Source organism: Clostridium disporicum (genome assembly GCF_001405015.1).
Lineage (GTDB): Bacteria > Bacillota > Clostridia > Clostridiales > Clostridiaceae > Clostridium > Clostridium disporicum_B.
On record NZ_CYZX01000003.1, the window covers coordinates 169,821 to 188,208 of the forward strand.

General features: G+C 29.8%; 17 protein-coding genes, 1 riboswitch and 1 other annotated feature. Of the genes, 4 read left to right on the plus strand and 13 right to left on the minus strand.

What is annotated here, in order from left to right; all coding sequences use genetic code 11:
• Window positions 1-20: 20 nt before the first annotated feature.
• The 5 genes from ARA56_RS03060 to ARA56_RS03080 form a co-directional block, all read right to left on the minus strand.
• Window positions 21-851 (minus strand): Cof-type HAD-IIB family hydrolase, encoded by an 831-nt coding sequence (locus tag ARA56_RS03060; protein WP_055263828.1) that lies wholly within the window; start codon window positions 849-851, stop codon window positions 21-23.
• Window positions 852-1,042: 191 nt separating this feature from the next.
• On the minus strand, window positions 1,043-1,366 hold the full coding sequence (locus tag ARA56_RS03065) for a hypothetical protein (protein WP_055263830.1): 324 nt from the start codon (window positions 1,364-1,366) through the stop codon (window positions 1,043-1,045).
• A 195-nt stretch (window positions 1,367-1,561) separates the two neighbouring features.
• Complete coding sequence (locus ARA56_RS03070) at window positions 1,562-2,185, minus strand: DUF47 domain-containing protein (protein ID WP_055263832.1); 624 nt, start codon at window positions 2,183-2,185, stop codon at window positions 1,562-1,564.
• A 47-nt stretch (window positions 2,186-2,232) separates the two neighbouring features.
• A complete protein-coding gene (locus ARA56_RS03075; RefSeq protein ID WP_055263834.1) occupies window positions 2,233-3,285 on the minus strand; it encodes an inorganic phosphate transporter in 1,053 nt (350 codons plus the stop codon).
• Between the two features lie 117 nt (window positions 3,286-3,402).
• Entirely contained in the window at window positions 3,403-4,284 is an 882-nt protein-coding gene (locus ARA56_RS03080) for a LysR family transcriptional regulator (protein WP_055263836.1), read from the minus strand.
• A 113-nt stretch (window positions 4,285-4,397) separates the two neighbouring features.
• Between ARA56_RS03080 and ARA56_RS03085 the strand changes: the two genes are divergently transcribed.
• Window positions 4,398-5,591, plus strand: coding sequence for a coenzyme F420-0:L-glutamate ligase (locus tag ARA56_RS03085; RefSeq protein ID WP_055263838.1), 1,194 nt, complete (start codon window positions 4,398-4,400; stop codon window positions 5,589-5,591).
• Window positions 5,592-5,802: 211 nt separating this feature from the next.
• Here ARA56_RS03085 and ARA56_RS03090 read toward each other — a convergent pair whose 3' ends face one another.
• Entirely contained in the window at window positions 5,803-7,206 is a 1,404-nt protein-coding gene (locus tag ARA56_RS03090; protein WP_055263928.1) for an NAD(P)/FAD-dependent oxidoreductase, read from the minus strand.
• A gap of 4 nt (window positions 7,207-7,210) precedes the next feature.
• A riboswitch (purine riboswitch) is annotated at window positions 7,211-7,312 on the minus strand.
• 191 nt (window positions 7,313-7,503) lie between these two features.
• On the opposite strand from ARA56_RS03090, the gene ARA56_RS03095 reads away from it, so the two are divergent.
• Both ARA56_RS03095 and ARA56_RS03100 read left to right on the plus strand, forming a co-directional pair.
• Window positions 7,504-7,968, plus strand: a complete 465-nt coding sequence (locus tag ARA56_RS03095; protein WP_055263840.1) for a GreA/GreB family elongation factor — start codon at window positions 7,504-7,506, stop codon at window positions 7,966-7,968.
• Window positions 7,969-8,033: 65 nt separating this feature from the next.
• The gene (locus ARA56_RS03100; protein ID WP_055263842.1) at window positions 8,034-8,537 is read left to right on the plus strand and encodes a thioredoxin family protein; all 504 of its coding nucleotides are present in this window, start codon (window positions 8,034-8,036) and stop codon (window positions 8,535-8,537) included.
• Window positions 8,538-8,605: 68 nt separating this feature from the next.
• Here ARA56_RS03100 and fsa read toward each other — a convergent pair whose 3' ends face one another.
• From fsa to ARA56_RS03120, 4 genes are all read right to left on the minus strand, one after another.
• Entirely contained in the window at window positions 8,606-9,253 is a 648-nt protein-coding gene (gene fsa / locus ARA56_RS03105; protein ID WP_055263844.1) for a fructose-6-phosphate aldolase, read from the minus strand.
• A gap of 152 nt (window positions 9,254-9,405) precedes the next feature.
• A complete protein-coding gene (thrS, locus tag ARA56_RS03110) occupies window positions 9,406-11,316 on the minus strand; it encodes a threonine--tRNA ligase (protein WP_055263846.1) in 1,911 nt (636 codons plus the stop codon).
• 137 nt (window positions 11,317-11,453) lie between these two features.
• Window positions 11,454-11,680: a binding site (T-box leader), on the minus strand.
• Between the two features lie 120 nt (window positions 11,681-11,800).
• On the minus strand, window positions 11,801-12,673 hold the full coding sequence (locus tag ARA56_RS03115) for a ComEC/Rec2 family competence protein (protein WP_055263848.1): 873 nt from the start codon (window positions 12,671-12,673) through the stop codon (window positions 11,801-11,803).
• Window positions 12,674-12,703: 30 nt separating this feature from the next.
• A complete protein-coding gene (locus ARA56_RS03120) occupies window positions 12,704-13,579 on the minus strand; it encodes a helix-turn-helix transcriptional regulator (RefSeq protein ID WP_148315735.1) in 876 nt (291 codons plus the stop codon).
• 255 nt (window positions 13,580-13,834) lie between these two features.
• On the opposite strand from ARA56_RS03120, the gene ARA56_RS03125 reads away from it, so the two are divergent.
• Window positions 13,835-15,736 carry an FAD-dependent oxidoreductase gene (locus tag ARA56_RS03125; protein ID WP_172675734.1) on the plus strand — a complete coding sequence of 634 codons (1,902 nt, stop codon included), beginning with the start codon at window positions 13,835-13,837 and terminating at the stop codon, window positions 15,734-15,736.
• 97 nt (window positions 15,737-15,833) lie between these two features.
• Here ARA56_RS03125 and ARA56_RS03130 read toward each other — a convergent pair whose 3' ends face one another.
• The 3 genes from ARA56_RS03130 to ARA56_RS03140 are packed head-to-tail and all read right to left on the minus strand — an operon-like array spanning window position 15,834 to window position 18,205.
• Window positions 15,834-16,661: an aldo/keto reductase gene (locus tag ARA56_RS03130; protein WP_055263852.1), complete on the minus strand. Its 828-nt coding sequence runs from the start codon at window positions 16,659-16,661 to the stop codon at window positions 15,834-15,836.
• A gap of 1 nt (window position 16,662) precedes the next feature.
• Complete coding sequence (rpiA, locus tag ARA56_RS03135) at window positions 16,663-17,337, minus strand: ribose 5-phosphate isomerase A (protein ID WP_055263854.1); 675 nt, start codon at window positions 17,335-17,337, stop codon at window positions 16,663-16,665.
• Between the two features lie 16 nt (window positions 17,338-17,353).
• The gene (locus tag ARA56_RS03140) at window positions 17,354-18,205 is read right to left on the minus strand and encodes a MurR/RpiR family transcriptional regulator (RefSeq protein ID WP_055263856.1); all 852 of its coding nucleotides are present in this window, start codon (window positions 18,203-18,205) and stop codon (window positions 17,354-17,356) included.
• Window positions 18,206-18,388: the final 183 nt, after the last annotated feature.

Here is an 18,388-nt window from a genome sequence, read left to right on the forward strand (position 1 = left end):
TAACAGAGCTTCTTTTATTTTTAATCTATACTTTTTTCTAAGATAAACTTTTCAATAAGTTCTGCAACTACGCCTTCATTATTAGTAGCCTTTGTTACATAATCACAGGTCTTCTTTACATCATCTACTGCATTTTGAGCAGCTACTGAAAGTCCAGCAACCTTAAGCATAGCCATATCATTATAGTTATCTCCTACTGCAATAGTATCCTTAATATCTATATTTAATAGATTTGCTAAATCTATCAATCCTTGTCCCTTATCAACACCTAGAGTATTAAATTCCATATATCTATTAGATGAATAACTTACTGAGCATTGTCCTTCTATTATACTCTTCATATCTTCTTCTAGTGACATTAAATAATCAACATCAACATTTTGATAAATAACTTTAGAAATTTCTTCATTTTCTAAAAAATCTACTGTATTACTGTCCATTCTAATATGATTTATTCTACTTAATCTTTCCTCTTCACTATCAGAAATATTAAAAACATATAAATCTCTTTGAGTATAAATATGAATACATAAATCTTTTTTTAAACCATACTCAAAAAGTTCTTTCATCTTACTAAAGCTTAATCCTTTAAACTGTAATATTCTATTGCCAATATTCTCTGTTAAAGCACCACCATTAAATGAAAGTACATATTCACCCTCCTTATTATGAAGTTCTAATGTTTTAAGCTCCTTTTGAATTAATTCATATCCCCGCCCTGTAGCAGGTACAAACTTAACTCCATACTCTTCTCTTGCTTTTTTTATTAAATCAATATTTCTTTGACATATTTCATGATTGTCATTTAATAATGTTTCATCCATATCACATGCTATTAGTTTATAACCCATAATTCATCCCCTAATTTTATTATTATAAGTTTCACTTTAAAACTTAATTACTTTAATTATAATTCCCACCTGCTATAATTCATTTTCATATTTTGAAATTATATAAGTTAATGTGATAATAACTTACTTATTAAAAATTAAAGGATACCTACATCAGGTATCCTTCTATTAATATACAAATCTAATTTTCTCTAGTATTCAAAAGTTAGAGCTACTTCCCCTTCTCCTATAATACAAATAATTCTATTTGGCTCTATATTTCTCAATGTAAACTTTTCTTTTACTGGCAATATTGAAAAATATTGCAATCCTAAATTCTCGTCAAAAATCATCATTTTAGTCAGTGTATCAGTTGTTAATGTTACATTAATATTCACAGTTTTTGTATTATCAAATCTATAAAATCCCTCTGTATAAGTGTTAGAAATAGCAGGTATTAAATCTTCAGAACAATATACCTTAGTGCTAAACATACTTAATACAATTATAAGTGCTATTAAAAGCTTTTTTAACATATATAATCTCCTTATCCTTTAAAAATTTATATTTTTTTCACTTTAAATTCTAAACCTTCCTATTATTTATTATGGATTATTTTATTTTATATATTCTTTCAAAAACTATATAAAATAATCTAAAACTAACAAAAGTTTAGGCTTTAGATAAAAAGACTTTTATACGAAATAGCTTTCTCCTTTACGCAGTAAATTCTAAGTATTTCTCATTATTACACTTTCGATTCCATCAGCTACATGTTCACAAGCATCACAACACTTCTCAAAATACTCAAAAGTTTCCTTCCAGGTTATAAATTTAATAGGTTCCATTATAGATGAATAAAAACCTCTTATACTTCTAGTATAAATCCTATCACCTTCTTCTTCTAAATCACTAATATTAATTATTAGCTTTCTTATTTCAGATGATTTTTTAAAGTTTCGGAACTCTTTAATCAAAGCACTAGTTTCATTACATATCTTCACTATTAACTTGCTAAATTCAACTGCTTCTTCCCTCATAACACTAATATTAAACATATAAATTCTAACTAAAACATCTTCTATAGCATCAGTTACATTATCTATCTCATTGGCAAGTTCTATAATATCGCCTCTCTCAATAGGAGTTATAAATTCTTTTGATAGCTTATTAATCATCTCATGTTTTTTTATATCTGCATTATGTTCAATTTTATGCATATCTTTTATCCTACTATCTATTTGGCTCATTCTAAAATTACTTATGGTATTATCTAATAACGAAGCAGCTTCACATGAATATCCTATCAAATCTACCAGCATTTCAAAATAGTCGTTATTTTTCTTAACTGCCATTTAATCAATACTCCCTTCAACCTTTTTAAGTTTCAAATTATACATTGTTAGAAAATCTGAATAAATAACTTAGCCATTAAAAATCCTATAACTCCGCAACCTGGAAATGTAAGAACCCATGTTAATACCATTTCTTTAACTACACCCCAATTTACAGAACTTAATCTCTTAGCTGCACCAACACCCATTATTGCTGTAGTCTTAGTATGAGTAGTACTTACAGGCATACCTACTACTGAAGAAATCAAAAGACATCCTGCACCAGCTAAATCTGCTGAAAAACCTTGATACTTTTCAAGTTTAACCATGTCCATACCAACAGCTTTTATAATCTTATATCCACCAATAGAAGTTCCAAGAGCCATAACAGCTGAACTTAATACCATAAGCCATACCGGAATGACGAAATTACTAACATCAGATTTCCCTTTTGCTAAAAACATTCCTAGCATAAATACCCCCATAAATTTTTGTCCATCTTGAGCTCCATGCATAAACGCCATAGCTGCTCCCCCTACTACCTGAGCATCTTGGAAAAACTCACTAGTTTTTCGTCTATCAAAGCCCTTAAATAGAAACTCTACTATCTTTACTGTAATCCACCCTAAGAGAAAACCTAATATTGTAGATAATATCAAGCCATAAATAACCTTAATCCACTCGCCTCCATTAATCCCTTTAAGTCCACCTTGAAGTGCTATCGCTGCTCCTGATATCCCAGCTATTAAAGCATGACTTTCACTTGTAGGAATTCCAAAATACCATGCAGCTGTAGCCCATAACACAATTGCAAATAAAGCAGCACATAATGCAACTAATGATTCTGCTGGATCCCCACCAAAATCAACCATATTATATATAGTTTCAGCTACATTTGCATTTATAATGGTCATTATAAATACCCCTAAGAAGTTAAATACAGCAGCCATCATTATAGCTGCTCTCGGTGTAATAGCCCTTGTTGATACACATGTTGCAATAGCATTAGGTGCATCTGTCCACCCATTTACCATTATAACTCCTAAGGTTAAAATTACCGTTATTAATAAAGGTAGATTATGTGTTAACTCATATATAAACTCTGCCAAAGAAATAGTCATTAAGTACACTCCTCATAAATAATATAATTTACTAGTTTATAAAAACTTTTCGATACTTAATTCTATTTTTTAACTTTACCTTTAATACATTTTTATTAGTATATTTTTTATTAAATCTTATTCTTTCATTATTTTTAAAAATTCTATTGCTCCTAATGATAATGGTACTTTCTTCAAATAACATGCACCTATGCTTCTTTTAGGAATCTTCTCTATAGTATCAATTTCGTATAAATAATTTTTTTCTAAATATTCCTCAGAAAACTCTTTAATTACGCAAGCAATTCCTAAATTTATTTTTGCAAACTCTAAAAGTAAATCATACGACCCTAATTCAAAATCCGGTGATAAATTTACACCTTTTGAATTCATAAAACTCTCTACATATTTTCTTGAGTTTGATGACTTTTCTAAGAATATTAAAGGTAATTTTGTTAATTCTTCATAAGAAACTTTATCACTTATCAACTTTTTATACTTTTCTCCACAAACAAATATATCTTGTATTTCAGCACAAGGTATTAATTCTAATGAAGAATCATCTATAGGAAAGTTACAAATTGCAATATCTATATCACCAGACTTTATATATGAACAAAGCTCGGTTGTTGTGCTATTAATAATCCTTAATTTTATATTTGGATATTTATTATGAAACTTTTCTAAGAAAGATATTAAGTAATGCTTTGATATTGTATCACCTACTCCTATCTTTAATTCTCCTGTAGAAAGATTTTTAAATTCAAATATCTTCTCTTCCCCTGCTTCAATAAGAGTTATTGCTGAATTTACATAATCAAAAAGATTCTCTCCTTCAGTAGTAAAAGTTACTCCTTTACGAGTTCTATTAAAAAGACGAATATTCAATTCACTTTCTAATTGCATTATTGATTGACTAACAGCTGGTTGAGTCATATATAGTTCTTCTGCCGCCTTTGAAAAACTACCACTCTTCCCCACCTGTCTAAAAACTCTATATAAGTCTAATTTACCTATCATATAAGTACTCCTTATATCAAATATACAAACTATTTATTTTACTTATATTATATCTAATAGTATATTACAGGTATAGAAAATTTTTTTAAATTTTACATAAGGGAGAGATTATTTTGGAAAGAATTATAGGAACAGTTGTTAGAGGTCTTAGATGTCCAATTGTCAAAGAAGGAGATAATATTGAACAAATAGTTGTTGATTCAGTTTTAAAAGCAGTTGAAACAGAAAACTTAACTTTAAATGATAAAGATATAGTAACAGTAACAGAATCAATAGTTGCACGTGCTCAAGGAAACTACGCTACAATCGATCAAATAGGACAAGATGTTAGTTCTAAATTCGGTGAAGATACAATAGGTGTTATATTCCCTATCTTAAGTCGTAATAGATTTGCCATATGTTTAAGAGGTATTGCTAAAGGCGCTGCTAAAAAAATAGTTCTAATGTTAAGCTATCCTTCAGATGAGGTTGGTAATCACTTAGTCGATTTAGATCTTTTAGATGAAAAAGGAATTAACCCTTGGACTGATGTTTTAACAGAAGCTGAATTCCGTAACCTTTTCGGATATAATAAACATACTTTTACTGGTGTTGATTACATAGAATACTACAAATCACTTATAGAAGAATACGGAATAGAGTGTGAAGTTATTTTCTCGAATGACTGTAGAACTATATTAAATTACACTAAGAGCGTTCTTACTTGTGATATTCACTCAAGATTTAGAACTAAGAGATTATTAAGAGCTAATGGTGCTGAAAAAGTTTATGGACTAGATGATATAATGACTGAATCTATAGACGGCAGTGGTTGTAATAAAACTTATGGTTTACTTGGCTCTAATAAATCAACAGAAGAAACAGTTAAACTTTTCCCAACTAACTGTCAATTAGTAGTAGATAATATACAAGCTATTTTATATGAAAAGACTGGTAAAAATATTGAAGTTATGATTTACGGAGATGGTGCATTCAAAGACCCAGTAGGTAAGATTTGGGAACTAGCTGACCCTGTTGTTTCTCCTGCTTATACTTCTGGATTAGAAGGAACACCAAACGAAGTAAAAATTAAATATCTTGCAGATAATAACTTTGCTAACCTAGAAGGTGAAGAATTAAAGAAAGCTATCTCTGAATATATTGAAAATAAAGATGCTGATTTAACTGGTAACATGGTTTCTCAAGGAACTACTCCTAGAAGACTTACTGACCTTATAGGCTCATTATCAGATTTAACTTCTGGTAGTGGAGATAAGGGAACACCAATCATCTTCATCCAAGGTTACTTTGATAATTATACTAAATAGTTTCCATTAAATAATATACAAATATATAAAATAAAGACTGTGTATAGCCGGTCTTTATTTTTTATTAAATTTATTCTACAAATAAAGATACAAATTCAAACTTTAGAATTTACACAGACTTACTAATGAAAAAAGCCAGCTAAAGCTGACTTTAAATCATTATATTTTCAGAAACACCATCAGTTTCCTCTTAACTATTAACTTTTATATCTTAACTATTTGCTAAGTTTCTTCCCATCATAACTCCCATAGCTGAAGCCATCATTAGACCTCTTGTCCAACCTGAAGAATCCCCTAAACAATATAATCCTTTTATATTAGTTTCAAAATTCTTATCAAGTTCTATTTTATTACTATAAAATTTAATCTCTGGTCCGTAAAGAAGAGTTTCTCTACTTGCAAATCCAGGAACTACAACATCCATAGATTCTATAAAGTTTAAAATATTAGTCATTGTTCTATATGGTATAGCTGAAGTTAAATCTCCTGCTTCAGCATCTGGAAGAGTATGTTTTATATTTGATTGATATAACTCATGCTCCCATGTTCTCTTACCGTCTAAAATATCACCATATCTTTGAACGATAATACTTCCATTTCCAAGCATATTTACAAGTTCAGCAACCTTCTTACCATATTCTATAGGTTTATTGAATGGCTCACAGAAATTGTGAGAACTTAATATTGCTAAGTTAGTATTTTCTGACTTTTTATTTTTATATGAATGTCCATTTACTATAGCTAAATCATTATCGTAGTTTTCTTGGCTAACAAATCCACCTGGGTTTTGACAGAAAGTTCTTACCTTATCGTGGAATGGAGCTGGGTAACCAATAAGCTTTGATTCGTATAAAACATCATTTACACTTTCCATAACTTCATTTCTAAGCTCAACTCTAACTCCGATATCAACAGTTCCTGCTCTATGATCAATATTATGTTCTAAACACATATCCTTTAACCAATCAGCACCTTTTCTACCTGTAGCCACTACTACTTTATCTGCATAAACTTTTTCTTCTATCTTTTTAGTTCTTGAATCAGCTATTAATACACCTTTAATAGCATTGTCTTCTACTATTAAATTCTTAGCAACTGTATCAAATTTTATTTCAACACCTAATTCTAAAAGGTGATTTTGAATCTTTAAATATATTTGTTGTGCCATTTCAGTACCTAAATGTCTTATAGGACAATCTACAAGCTTTAAGTTACCTTTAATAGCTTTTCTTCTTATTTCTTTTACTGCTTCGTTATTCCCTACACCTTCAACTTTAGTATCTGCACCAAAATCTAAATATATTTTATCAGTATAATCAATAAACTCTTGAACTAGGCTTGGTCCCATAAGCTCTGGCAAATCTCCACCTACCTCATAGTTTAATGAAAGCTTTCCATCAGAGAAAGCACCTGCTCCTGAAAAACCAGTAGTTATATGACAGTAAGGCTTACATGACACACATACATTAGTTTTTTCTTTAGGACAAGATCTTTTATCTATTCTTCTTCCCGCCTCAATAAGTAAAATATTCTTTTCTGGGTTTAATGTTTTCGCTTCTAATGCTGTGAAAATTCCAGATGGACCTGCTCCTACAATTATTACATCATAATTCATCATAAAATACCTCCAACTAGCTTATAGTTCAGCTTTTTACGGTAGCTGAGTAGAAACATCTAGACCTTATTACCAGAAATATATAAGCGAATATTTTTAATCTTTATTTAAATTTTGTTCGGTTTTATTATATTACATTTTACGAACGAAATCAATATGTTTTTAAATAATATTTGTATTTTTTACAATATCAATTTATATATTCCTTTTATTAAATTATATTGAATTACACTTTAAATTTTTTCTATATATTATATAATATTAAGATAATGATTTTTATTTTGAGAGGTATTTTTTATGAATAATATATTGACTGAAGAAAATATTAAAAAATTAAGAGAAGAGTTAGATTATAGAATGACTGTAAAGAGAGCTGAAATAGCTAAAGATAAACTTATTGCTGCAGCTCATGGTGACCGTTCAGAAAACGCTGAATATAAAGCTGCTTGTGAAAACTATAGAGAAAATGACAACAGAATACAATACTTATTAACTATGATTTCTACAGCAACAGTAGTTGATGATTCTTCATTAGACAAATCAGTATTAGGTATAAACAGTAAAGCAAGAATTAGATTTATCGAATTTGACGACGAAGATACAATAACTCTTACTACTACTCTTGATGCTAATCCTGAAGATATGCTTATAAGTATAGAATCTGATTTAGGAAAAGCACTAGCTGGAAAAAAAGTTGGAGATATTGTTGAAGTAAACGCTCCTGCTGAAAACTATTCAGTTGAAATATTAGAAATACTATAAGTGTAAAGCTACGAACGTATGCGAGTAGTGTGTTTCAAATAAAAAATAATAAATGAGGTTTTACTATGGTTGAAATGAATATTAGAGAATTATATGAGGTTGGCACTACTTTTGAATCAGCAGTTGGTCAAGGTACAAAAAGTGAAAGAGCTAGAATACCTAAAAATTATTCGAGAATTAATTTTACAGAAGATATGGTTAATTTTTTAGCTAGCTTTGATAAAGAAATTAACTTTCTAATTGCAGGTGAGATTTGGTGTCCAGATTTCCAATTAAATGCCACAGTTTTAAAGAAGTTTACAGAGATTAATAGTAATTTTGATATGTCTGTAATATCGATGGGCAGAGGTAAAAAGTTCTTATTTCCTATTTTAAATGTTGAAAACATGAAATTTCCTGTAATAGTAGTTTTAGATAAAGAATTTAACATTTTAGGTACTTTTGAAGAAAGACCTAATGTAGTTCATGAATCATCTAATTTTGAAGATATAAAACTAGATTATTATAAAGGCAGATACTTAATAGATTCTGCTAATGAATTTATAGATATTATGAATAAAGCAAAATAAATACTTACTTTCTAGCTATAAAAAGAAGCCAAAAGTTTATATATCTTTTAGCTTCTTTTATTCTTATACTATTTCTTAGGAACGTCTTCCCAATCTTTTAAAAATTTTTCTATTCCTATATCAGTTAATGGATGTTTAGTCATTTGAATTATTACTTTATAAGGAACTGTTGCTATATGAGCTCCACATCTCGCTGCTTTAGTAACATGAATTGGACTTCTTATACTTGCAGCAATTATTTCTGTTTTTATATCATGTATCTCAAATATCTCAACAATTTCTTTTATTAATTCAATTCCATCCATGCCTATATCATCTAATCTTCCTAGGAAAGGGCTCACATAAGTAGCTCCTGCCCTTGCAGCAAGTAATGCTTGTGCTGCAGAAAAAATAAGAGTTACATTTGTTTTTACCCCTTTAGATGATAATATTTTTGTAGCCTTTAACCCCTCTTCAGTCATTGGAATCTTAATTACTATATTTTTATGAATTTTTACAAGTTCATCTGCTTCTTTAACCATTCCTTCTGCTTCTGTACTTACAACTTCAGCACTAATAGGTCCATCAACTATATTTGTTATTTCTGTAATAACCTCTTTAAAATCTCTTCCTGATTTTGCAATTAAGGATGGATTTGTAGTTACTCCACATATAACTCCCATATCATTAGCTTTTTTAATCTCTTCAACTATAGCCGTATCTATAAATAGCTTCATTCTAACTCCTCCCTTGAATTAACTTTAATAATTCAATTACAATATATGCAAATACAATAACTTTATACTGAATTCTTGACTTTATAATCCATTATATATTTTATGCATATAGTATACTTACATATATATCTCATTAACTAATCTCTAAAACTTTAACCCATATCATATGATTTTATTTCATTTCTAATCCTATCTATGAATCCATCTAATTCTACAGAACCTTCATCTCCATTTTTTCTGCTTCTTAAAGCTATATTTTGATTTTCCACTTCTTTTTCTCCAACTATAACTATATATGGTACTCTTTCATTTCTTGCTTCTCTTATCTTATAACCTATTTTTTCAGCACGTAAATCTTCTTCAACCCTTATGCCATTATCTAATAATTTATTTTTTACTTCACTTGCATAATCATTAAACTTATCCGATATAGGTAAAATCTTAACTTGCACCGGAGCAAGCCATGTTGGGAATTTACCTGCAAAATGCTCAATTAATATTCCAATAAATCTTTCTATACTTCCAAAGATTACTCTATGGATAACTATAGGTCTATGCTTCTCCCCATCACTACCTATATAATCAAGTTCAAATCTTTGTGGTAACTGGAAATCTAATTGTATTGTTCCACATTGCCATGTTCTACCTAAGCTATCTTGAAGATGAAAATCTATCTTTGGTCCATAAAAGGCTCCATCACCTTCATTTATTTTATATGGTAAATTTAATTCATCTAGAGCTCCTTTTAATGACCCCTCAGCCATATTCCAATCTTCATCACTTCCCATCGAGTCTTCTGGCCTTGTAGAAAGCTCAACATTATATTTAAATCCAAATTTTGAATATACTTCATCAATAAGCTCTACGACACCTTTTATTTCAGATTTTATTTGTTCAGGTAACATAAAAATATGCGCATCATCTTGAGTAAAAGCTCTAACTCTCATAAGTCCATGTAAAGCACCTGAAAGTTCATGTCTATGAACTCTTCCCAGTTCACCTAACCTCATTGGAAAATCTCTATATGAATGGACTTCTGATTTATAAACAAGCATTCCACCTGGACAATTCATTGGCTTTAATGCAAATTCCTCTTCATCAATAATTGAAGTATACATATTTTCTTTATAGTGATACCAATGTCCTGATGTTTCCCAAAGCTTCTTGTTCAACATTATTGGAGTTTCAATTTCTACATATCCAGCTTTCTGATGAACTTCTCTCCAATAATTTATTAAAGTATTTTTTAAAACAACTCCTTTAGGTAAGAAAAATGGGAATCCTGGCCCCTCTTCTACAAAAGTAAACAGTTTTAAATCTTTCCCTAACTTTCTATGATCTCTCTTCTTTGCTTCCTCTAAATTATGAAGATAAGTTTTTAGCTCATCTTTGCTTGCAAAGGCCACACCATAAACCCTTTGAAGCATTTTATTTTTTTCATTTCCTCTCCAATAAGCACCTGCTACGGAAGTTAATTTAAATGCTTTTATATACTTAGTTGAATAAATATGAGGCCCTCTACAAAGGTCAATAAATTCACCTTGCTTATATAAAGATATTTTTTCTCCCTCTGGTAAATCACTTATAAGTTCTACCTTATAATCTTCACCTCTGTCTTTCATAAGCTTTAAAGCTTCTTCTCTTGATATATCCACTCTTTCAAAACTTAGGTTTTCAGAAATAATATTATTAATTTCTTTTTCAATTTTATTTAAATCTTCTGCTGTTAACGGTTCTTCTATATCAAAATCATAATAAAACCCATTATCTATTGATGGCCCTATTGCTAATTTTACATTCTTAAATACTCTCTTAACTGCTTGAGCCATAACATGTGAAGTAGAATGTCTCATAACTTCAACTGCTTTCTCATCTTCAAATGTTAAAATGTTTACCTCATCATTATTTTTCAACTTATAACTTAAATCAACTAAGGTTCCATTTACTTCACCTACCACTGCTGATTTAGCTAGATTCTTGCTTAGTGATTTTGCAAGTTCATAAATATTAGAACCTTCTTGGACTTCTCTTACTGATCCATCTTTTAATTTTACGTTAATCATACCTCTACCTCCTTAAGTGAGATTAAAAATTTCGCCCACAGGGCGCACATGTAATTTGTTTAATCGAACTTACACCTTCGATTCTAGGAGAAGGTGATTCCTATATTAATTTAAAATAAAAAAACATCCATCCCTAACCTTGGGACGAATGTTTACATACGTGGTTCCACCCAAATTGAATTACTACAATTCAATTCATCTCTTAAAATTTAACGATTTTCACCGATGATATTTCACCTTTAGACTACTAAACCATAGCTCCAGGGTAGTTTTCTTATAGTCATATTTAAGAATGCTTACAGCCGGCGACATTCTCTCTCTTCAAACTGTGCTCTATAGTACTCTTCCCTTTCCTTGCCTATAAATATTAAAACTAATATTATCACTTTTACAATATTTTGTAAATATATATTTTTAAATATTTTATGTTTTAACACCTAATTTTATTCAAAAAAGAAGTCGCACCTTTAATACGACTTCTCTATTAAAACTCTGCTATCTCTATTGTTCCATCTTGTAAAACTGTAAATGTTATTCCTCTATCATAATCTTCAGTTATATAAATCTCTGAATTACTTAATGCTTTTCTAACCCTTTTACTAGCAGAATTAGTATCTACTGTAGTATCTGTTGTAATAACTGAATACTTTGGAGAAACAGCTATTGCAAATTCATCTGATGTAGCATCCTTATTTCCATGATTTCCAACCTTTAATATATCACTAGAAAGATCTACCCCAGCATCCATAAGTGTCTTTTCCTCTGCAAACTGCATATCTCCAGTAAACAAGAAAGTCTTCCCATTTACTACAAGCTTCATTACAAGTGAATTATCGTTATCGTCATCTTCATTTAACACCAAAGGTCCAATTACATCAAAATAAATATCATCTGTAATCTTAACCTTATCTCCAGCATTTAATTTTGTTATTGGTAGATAAAGATCCTCTGATAAATTATCTATTTTATTTTCACCATTCTTTTTATTTTCAGATATTTCTGCTCTGTACATCATCTCTATATCATAAGCTGCTGCAACTGCTTCCATACCACCAATATGATCTTTATGTGTATGAGTTAAAAATACTCCATCTAAAGTATCTACATCTTTTGCTTTAAGGCCCTCTAGAAGCATTTCTGAATTTTCCTCTAGTCCAGTATCTATAAGATAATTCTTATCATCAATTTGAACTAAAATAGCATCTCCTTTACCTACGTTTATGTATGAAACATTAACATTTTCTGCTTTACTAGATATATTGGATAAACTATTCTCTTTATTTTTCCCACACCCAACTAATACAAATATCATAAAAAAACTACTTAATATTTTAAAAATGCTTTTCTTATTATTCATCAAAATTCTCCTCTCTTAAATTACTTCAACTTATTTTTCATAAGCTAATTTATAATGCTTTCGATATTGAAGTGGAGTCATCTTATATTGTTTTTTAAATACTCTATAAAAATAACTTTTTTCTTTAAAACCAATCATTTCAACGATATTTTGTACAGTCAAATTTGTAGTAACTAACAACCATCTAGCTTTTTCCAACTTTATTTCTAATAGCTTTTCAGAAAATTGGCAATTAGCTAATACTTTAAATCTTACCGAAAAATATGTGGGATTAAAATTAAAATGTTCTGCCATAGACCTAAGAGTTACTGTTGAATAATTATCTACCATATACTTAAGCCACTTTCCAATATCATAATCCTTCATCATACTAGACTCACTTATTATTAGTGCCTCTTGATGGACCTTATGTAAATTAGTTAAAAATAAAATCAAAGAAGCTTTTACTAATTTATAATTTTCTTCATCGTTACTACTTAGCTCATATAATAATATATTTAAATATGTCTTAACTACCTCTTGCATAGTTATATCAAATAGCAAATATTCCATTTGAGATGTATCTAATCTTAAAAAATCATATAATATTGGACAATCTGCCATTTGCGCTATTAATTGAGTAGTTATAAACTCTTTCTTTAACTTTACAAAGCAAATCTCATTCTTATCTTTAATATTATATTTTATTTCCCCTACTTGCTTCAGTAATATAATATTACCACTAAACAAGTTAATAACTTTAGAATCTATAGTTATACTTCCTTGTCCAAAAGCTACTATCAAAATTATATCTCCTTTTTCATTTGATAATATACCTTCTTCACCTTCAATTAATCTTATATTATAAATTCCATTTTTATTTTCTTTTTTATTTCTTATTTTATTTAAAACACTTTTAACTTCCATAGTTTTCATTACCGCTTTCTATATAAAAGTTTTATTCTTAGCTATATAAAATCTATTATATTTTTATTAACTTAATATTACCTTAATCATTTTATTACCATAACATAATTAGAATATTATTAAAATATCACATCTTTCAATTCTTAAAATAAACCACTTTTTCTGCAAAATGCATCATCTTCTTTTAACTTTTTTATACTGTTATACTTTTTCTTGTTAGTTAAAGATATAACAATGAATGGGGGAAACACTAAAATGATAAGAAAAAAATTAAGTATGCTATTAGCAACAGCTTTAGTTTTTGCTATGAGTACAAGCCTTTTTGTTGGTTGTAGCTCAAATAATACTGGTTCTAAATCAACTGCAAAAGCTGGTACTTATACAGCAACTGAAAAAGGATTTGGTGGAGATGTTACAGTTAATGTAACTATTGCTGAAGATGGAAGCATCGAAAGTATTGATGTTACTGCTGACTCTGAAACTCCTGATATCGGTGGTAAAGCTGCTCCTCAATTAGCAGAAACTATAGTAAATAATCAAAGCTTAGCTGTTGATACAGTAAGTGGTGCAACTGTTACAAGCACAGCTGTAATTACAGCAATAACTAACGCTTTAACTGAAGCTGGTGCTGATATAGATGCATTAAAAAATGCTGAAACTGCTAAGAAAGGTGAAAATGAAGAAGCTACTGTTGACGTTGTTGTAGTTGGTGCTGGTGGTTCTGGTACTGCTGCTGCTTTAGCTGCTGCCGAAGCTGGACTTAACGTAATGGTTATAGAGAAAACTGCTTCAGCTGGTGGTAATACAAAAATTTCTTCTGGATTCTTCGCTGTTGATACAGAGCTTTTAAAAGAAGATGGATATGATCTTTCTGTAGATAAAGCAGTTCAAGATTTAATGGAATTTAACCAATACTTATCAAACGGTACAATCGTAAGAAAGATTGTTGAAAACGCTGGTGATACAGTTGAATGGTTACAAGGATATGGGGTTGATTTCTATATTCCAGAAACTACAACTCAATTAGCTCACGAAGATGACGTTTATAAGTGGAAAACTTATCACAAATATAAAGATAATGCCGTAGCATATGAAAATATGTATGCTAATTTAGATAACATGGGTGCTGATGTACGTTACAATACTTCTCTTGAAACTATAATCAAGAATGACGAAGGTGTTGTTACAGGTATAACAGCTACTAAAGCTGATGGTGGTACTTTAACAGTTAACGCTAAAGCAACTATCATCTGTACTGGTGGATATGGTGCTGATGCTGAAAAAACTGCTGAAGCTTTAAAATCTGATTTATTTAACTCTCTTGGTATGCCAAATGCTGGAGAAGGTATAGAAGCTATCGAAGCTGTTGGTGGATACGACCTAGATGCAACTCCACTTTTACATGCTTGTCAATTTGCAGAATCAGAAGTTAAACAAGATTCAGCTGGTGAAAACCTTGCTGGTTTCTCTGATACAAGCTTAACTCAAGTATTAAATACTCCATTATTATGGGTAGACCAAACTGGTAGCCGTTTCACTAACGAAGATGTTGTTTATGATACAGCATTCTGGGCAAACGCTGCTTACACTGTTGGTGGAAAATACTACATCATAGTAGATGAAGCTACATTAAAATCTTTCTCTGAAGGAACTAAATTAACAGTTTCTCAAGCTGGTCCTGGTGCAAAAATGGATCTTGATGATTTCGTTGCATTAGCAGATGCATCTGTTGAAGCTGGTACTGCATTTAAAGGTGCTACTTTAGAAGAATTAGCTGAAAAAGCTGGTATGGATGCTGAAGATTTAAAAGCTACTGTTGAAAGATATAACACTATGGTTAAAAACGGTAAAGATACTGATTTCGGTAAAGCAAGTGAATCATTAGCTTACTCTGTAGAATCAGGTAACTTCTATGCTTTTGATGTAAGAGGTGTATTCCTTGGAACTATCGGTGGAGTTAAAGTTGATGAAAACATGCAAGTTATGAACACTAACTACGAGTTCATCCCTGGATTATATGCAGCTGGAGCAACTGCTGGTGGATACTACACTGGTGTTGGATACCCTCCATATGAAGGATTAGCATCTGGATTTGCTTATACTTCTGGTAGAATAGCTGGTATGAGCGCTGTAGATTATGTTAACTCTTTAAAATAGTTAAAAGCTATAATTTTAACCCCTAAAATATAGTTTTAAATATCTATCCCCAAATCATTTATTTTAATGATTTGGGGATTTCTTTCATTATGCAGTATTATACATCTAAGTATGTTGTATTAGCAGGAACACCTGATATATCTTCATTAACATTTAATTCATCAATCTTTTTAATATCTTCACTTGATATATCAAAATCAAATATATCTATATTAGCTTTTATTCTTTCTTCATTTGATGATTTTGGTATTGGAATTACTCCATTTTGTATGTGCCACCTTAAAGTAATCTGAGCTATACTTTTATTATATTTTTCTGATAACTCTAACATTAATGGTAAAGATAATATTTTCCCTCTCATTATAGGTCCCCATGCAACTACCTGAATATTATTTTCATTACAGTACTCAATTGTTTCCTTCTGAGTTTTGCAAGGATGTATCTCTATTTGATTTACCATAGGCATAATTTTAGCTGTCTTCTTTAATTCTTCTAAATGACCTATCTTAAAATTACATACTCCTATTGCTCTTACTTTTCCTTCTTTATAAAGATCTTCAAAAGCTCTCCAAGTTTCACTATTTAATTTATTAGGCCAATGAATTAAATATAAATCTAAGTAATCTACACCAAGTTTTTTTATAGACTTATTGAATGCATTAATTGTTTCCTCATAACCATGGTCATCATTCCAAAGCTTAGTCACAAGAAATATATCTTTTCTATCAATGCCACTTTCAGCTATTCCTTTACCAACACCTTCTTCATTTCCATAAAAAGAAGCTGTATCAATCTGTCTATATCCAAGATTAAGTGCTAGCTTGACTTTATCTATTACCTCTTGTTCTTCTCCAAGCTTATATGTCCCAAAACCAATTGAAGGTATATCAACTCCATTAGATAATTTTCTAACCATACTTTCCATATTAATTTACCTCTCTTTCAATTATTTTTATTTCTGTATCACTGACTACTATTACTTTAGTAGCAATCTTATAAAATAATGACGTATCTACAACACCTACAATTGAATTTAAATCTTCATTTAATTTTTCTATACTGCTAATTTTATATTTATCAAAAAAAGCATCAATTAAGAATAATCCATTATCTGATATTGTGATTCCATCCTTTGCTACACTACTTCTCATTTTAGGTATTCCGCCTAAATTTCTTATTACCGATTCTACATAACTCTTACTTTCAGGGATTATTTCTAAGACTACAGGATGATTAAATTCTAATCTCTTTACAACCTTACTTTCATCTACAAGGAGAACATACTCTTTAGCCATACTTGCAATAATCTTTTCTTTAGTATGAATTCCGCCTCCACTTTTTAACGCATTTAATTCTTCATCTACTTCATCACATCCATCAAATGCAATGTCTACACTACTAATTGACCAAGTTGGTAGAACTTGAATACTATTTTCTATACAAAGACTTGCTGTCTTAAAAGATGGGGTAACTACTTTTACATTTAATCCAGATTCCTTTATATAAGAAATCAAATATCCTATAGTACTTCCCCCTCCAAGTCCTATTGTCATATTATCTTTTATATAATTTAAAGCTTCCTTTGCACATCTTCTTTTCACTTTTCATCTCTCCTATTTATAGCTTATCATCAGCAATTGATTGTTCATGCCTACTTAAGTTATCATAGACATCCTCTTTTCCTACAGTCAGGAATAAGTATAGTATTTCTATTACTGTCATAGCTGATATTCTTGAAAAATAATATTCATCTAAAAACAATTTTTCTCTAGTAGCCGTTGTGATATGATAATCACTTATTTTAGCTAATGGTGAATTAGCACTATTAGTAATCGATATTACTTTAGCTTCTTTTTTATGAGCTACTTCTGCTACATTTAATAATCTTTTAGATGCTCCTGAATTAGAAATTACTATCACAACATCTTCTTTTGTTAAATTATAAGTATATGCAATTTGTGTTTCCCAAATTGTATTAGCTACTGCTGGTATGCCAATTTGATTAAATTTATAACTTCCATCCATTGCAACTGGTATTGTATTACCTACCGCTGCAAATTGAATACTTCTAGCTCCACTTATCAACTTTATAATTCTGAGTAAATTCTCTTCATCTATCATAGATACAGTTTGGCTTAATTCCTCTACTTTATTAGCTAAAATGTTCTGTAATGATTTCTTGATATTATTTTGGTTAACATCTCCAGAAGCAGTTACTTCTGATTCACAACCTTTAACTAATTCTTTTGCAAGAGTAATCTTTAGATGATGAAACCCCTTCACATTACACTTTTTACAAAACCTAGAAACAGTTGCCTCACTAGTACCTGCTGCTTCAGCTAATTCTGCAATTGTTAATTCAACTACTTTAGAAGAATTATTTAAAATATAATTTGCAATTTTCTTTTCTGCATCAAAGAAATTATTATACTCAGCAAAAATTCTATCCCTAATTGTTTTATTTTCCATATGAAATTTCCTTTCATCATTTAGTATATTTTTAGTATATCAAAGAAATTAAATTTCGTAAATAATTATACCAAGAAATTAAATTTCTTGGTATTGCATAATATCTTATACCTATGTTAATTCTTTTTTATATACAAACTTATAATATTTAATATGAAAAGTAGGTATAGATAAAATTCTATT

Excerpts from the sequence above, each read along its gene's own strand:
- ARA56_RS03075 (WP_055263834.1), bottom strand. The coding sequence starts at position 3,285 with ATGACTATTTCTTTGGCAGAGTTTATATATGAGTTAACACATAATCTA.
- ARA56_RS03080 (WP_055263836.1), bottom strand. The coding sequence starts at position 4,284 with ATGATAGGTAAATTAGACTTATATAGAGTTTTTAGACAGGTGGGGAAG.
- thrS (WP_055263846.1), bottom strand. The coding sequence starts at position 11,316 with ATGATTAACGTAAAATTAAAAGATGGATCAGTAAGAGAAGTCCAAGAA.
- ARA56_RS03115 (WP_055263848.1), bottom strand. The coding sequence starts at position 12,673 with ATGAATAATAAGAAAAGCATTTTTAAAATATTAAGTAGTTTTTTTATG.
- ARA56_RS03140 (WP_055263856.1), bottom strand. The coding sequence starts at position 18,205 with ATGGAAAATAAAACAATTAGGGATAGAATTTTTGCTGAGTATAATAAT.
- ARA56_RS03060 (WP_055263828.1), bottom strand. The coding sequence starts at position 851 with ATGGGTTATAAACTAATAGCATGTGATATGGATGAAACATTATTAAAT.
- ARA56_RS03095 (WP_055263840.1), top strand. The coding sequence starts at position 7,504 with ATGAATAATATATTGACTGAAGAAAATATTAAAAAATTAAGAGAAGAG.
- ARA56_RS03100 (WP_055263842.1), top strand. The coding sequence starts at position 8,034 with ATGGTTGAAATGAATATTAGAGAATTATATGAGGTTGGCACTACTTTT.
- ARA56_RS03065 (WP_055263830.1), bottom strand. The coding sequence starts at position 1,366 with ATGTTAAAAAAGCTTTTAATAGCACTTATAATTGTATTAAGTATGTTT.
- ARA56_RS03120 (WP_148315735.1), bottom strand. The coding sequence starts at position 13,579 with ATGGAAGTTAAAAGTGTTTTAAATAAAATAAGAAATAAAAAAGAAAAT.
- ARA56_RS03130 (WP_055263852.1), bottom strand. The coding sequence starts at position 16,661 with ATGGAAAGTATGGTTAGAAAATTATCTAATGGAGTTGATATACCTTCA.
- fsa (WP_055263844.1), bottom strand. The coding sequence starts at position 9,253 with ATGAAGCTATTTATAGATACGGCTATAGTTGAAGAGATTAAAAAAGCT.
- ARA56_RS03090 (WP_055263928.1), bottom strand. The coding sequence starts at position 7,206 with ATGAATTATGATGTAATAATTGTAGGAGCAGGTCCATCTGGAATTTTC.
- ARA56_RS03125 (WP_172675734.1), top strand. The coding sequence starts at position 13,835 with ATGATAAGAAAAAAATTAAGTATGCTATTAGCAACAGCTTTAGTTTTT.
- ARA56_RS03070 (WP_055263832.1), bottom strand. The coding sequence starts at position 2,185 with ATGGCAGTTAAGAAAAATAACGACTATTTTGAAATGCTGGTAGATTTG.